The organism is Mesorhizobium sp. M7A.F.Ca.CA.001.08.2.1 (assembly GCF_003998455.1).
GTDB classification, from domain to species: Bacteria; Pseudomonadota; Alphaproteobacteria; order Rhizobiales; family Rhizobiaceae; genus Mesorhizobium; species Mesorhizobium ciceri.
In genome coordinates this window covers 1-2221 of sequence record NZ_RZPW01000915.1, presented here as the reverse complement: position 1 = coordinate 2221, position 2221 = coordinate 1, and the positions used below count along the sequence as shown (strand labels likewise).

The 2221-nt window shown below is 58.7% G+C and carries 4 protein-coding genes; 1 reads left to right on the top strand and 3 read right to left on the bottom strand.

All coding sequences use genetic code 11. The annotated features are described in order from the left end of the window. The 3 genes from EN914_RS32860 to EN914_RS32855 form a co-directional block, all read right to left on the bottom strand. Positions 1–631, bottom strand: a 631-nt coding sequence (locus EN914_RS32860) for an SIR2 family protein (RefSeq protein WP_127389562.1), incomplete at its 3' end; no start/stop codon positions are given. 370 nt (positions 632–1001) lie between these two features. After that, positions 1002–1154, bottom strand: a complete 153-nt coding sequence (locus EN914_RS38490) for a hypothetical protein (RefSeq protein ID WP_155924972.1) — start codon at positions 1152–1154, stop codon at positions 1002–1004. Positions 1155–1172: 18 nt separating this feature from the next. Next, positions 1173–1481 (bottom strand): hypothetical protein, encoded by a 309-nt coding sequence (locus tag EN914_RS32855; protein WP_024504644.1) that lies wholly within the window; start codon positions 1479–1481, stop codon positions 1173–1175. Positions 1482–2045: 564 nt separating this feature from the next. Between EN914_RS32855 and EN914_RS32850 the strand changes: the two genes are divergently transcribed. Beyond that, a partial coding sequence (locus tag EN914_RS32850; protein ID WP_127389561.1) for an FAD-dependent oxidoreductase occupies positions 2046–2221 on the top strand: 176 nt, incomplete at its 3' end.

Genomic DNA, 2221 nt, shown 5'->3' with positions numbered 1-2221 from the left:
GCCAGAGACGGTGCAGCAACAACCGAATGTTTGGGTCGGAAAGGCTATAGCCAATGAAGAGGATCGTGCTGCCGAGTGCATCCGAGCGAAAACGCACGTCCAGCGGAGAATTGAAGGAGAGACGATCAAGGTAGTCCGTTTCGGTGAGGACGAGGGAAGAATCCTCGTCGAAATCACCATGGAATTTGACGATGTGGGTAACGCCTTGGCGGGCCTGCGCTACATCGCGTGCATTGGCCACTTTCACGTAGTCCCGACCGTATATTTCGTAAGCCAGTTCCAGGTTCCGGTCATAATTGGTTGTGTAGATGACAGGGAAATCGAGCTTCACGATGAGACGATGCAACTCGGATTTCTCGATCCGGTCCTTGGGGACAGACCAATTTCGGTCCATCCAACTGCGAAGTGGCCCGATGCTGCCATGCTTGATCCGATAATACTCGGCCAGGGTTTGAAAACGATCGCGTCGCATGGAGAATTCGTCGTCGACACCGAGCTCCTTTGCCATTCGCTCTATCAGCTTCTCCCAAGAAGGGAGTCCAACACTGATCGACACCCCTGCCCCAACAAACAGAATTGCGCTGCGGTGGTGAATTGCGTTGGCGAGCGAATCTACAGGGTCATCGTTCATGGCCAAGGCTTTCGAGGCCACGCGCGCAGGCAGACCCTAAAGGCGCTTGTTGTTTCGGTTGCTGTCGATCTTGGAATGCAGCCAACCATCTGGAACCGCACGGCTCATGGCAGCCGCATTGTGGTTCGCTGCCCGCGACCGGCTCCTGTTTCTGCTTACCGGTCATGTGGATCCGGTTCTCCGCCAGCCACTTGCCGCGGCTTCGTTCCAGTCGCGCAATTGCTGAGAGCCTGCGTCGCTTCGGGCCAGGGAAGACGGCGAGAGGGTAGTTCATTGTCGTGACGGCGATGATTGTCATTGCGGCCTAAACACCCGTGGGCTGACATGTTCCTTGTGCTCGAAAATATTCCATGTGGTGCCTTCGCCAGAGCTACGGGTTCAATGCGGGAATGGTCTCGCGTCCAGGGTCGCGGCCCGCCTCGCCGAAAGCGGTGGCATTGCAGTGTGCGTGACCGTCACGGTATGCGGTCACCGCCTCTCCCCGGAATTCGACCACCTTGTTGACCACGACGATTCCCTGCACCTGCCTATCTTCCTCCCTTCACATCTGATCGTTGTAGGGCTGCTTGGTAATCCCGACTTGCCTGGCCAGCTCGGCAAACGGTGGCACACCCGCTTCGAACTGTTTGGTGTTAGCCAACCGCAAAAGCCGCAAAGGAAAACAGACTGCGTCCCGGTTGGCGGGCGACATGTCCTCGAAGAGGCGCTCATCAGCCGTGAACGAGGCCTCCGCGGTCTTCAAAGCCATGTCGATATCATCAACCGAAAGAAGGCCCCTCCGGACCAGGGCGTTATTGATGGCAGCGACCGCCATAAGCAGACCTTCCAGTTGCAGGTTGGCGACGTTCATGGGCCATTGTCCTTCATATCGTTGGGCGCCCGTCTATCGATAATCCTGCTCCGGAAGCCTTGTGCCCTGCCGGCCATGGGGTTGCCGGCACGCCAGAGCGTTTCGGCTGCGCGGCGGCGCCGGAACTGGCATCTGGTGGCGCCATGGCTTGGATCTCCGCTGGGCTGCTGGACAACTCTCCACATGCCTCGAGGTTCCGGATCGCCATGGCAACCTCGCAAGCAGAGGCAAGGCTTCAGCCGGAGCCAACAGCGTGTCTGTCGGCGAGCCATGGGCGGGAAATCTCGCGGATCGAACCGGAATACCACCACCGAACTCAGGCTGAGAAGTAGCGTTCACCATAACCATGCCCCTTTGAGGGTGGTCGCGACAAAAACTCTTCCGGTTCGGGCCCCTTGAAGTCGTCACGGACCTCGTCACCAAAGCCACCTCTTTTGGGCCGGCGCTTCAAATGCGATCAATTGGGTGGTTGCCAACTGCTCCTCGCGCGCTACCTGCTTCGCCCAAGCCGGGCGCGAAGGGTGGGAGCGTGCCTTCGGGGATCGAACAAATCCGGAGTGAACGTTGATCGCTCAATTCACCGCAGCGGGCGACGGACTTGCCTACGACATCTGCATTGTCGGAGGTGGCACTGTCGGCCTGGCCATTGCCGCCGCGCTCGAAAATGCAAAGCTACGCGTCTGCGTTCTGGAAGCGGGCGGCAGGTGGCAGACCAATAGATCGCAGGAGCTCTACCACGG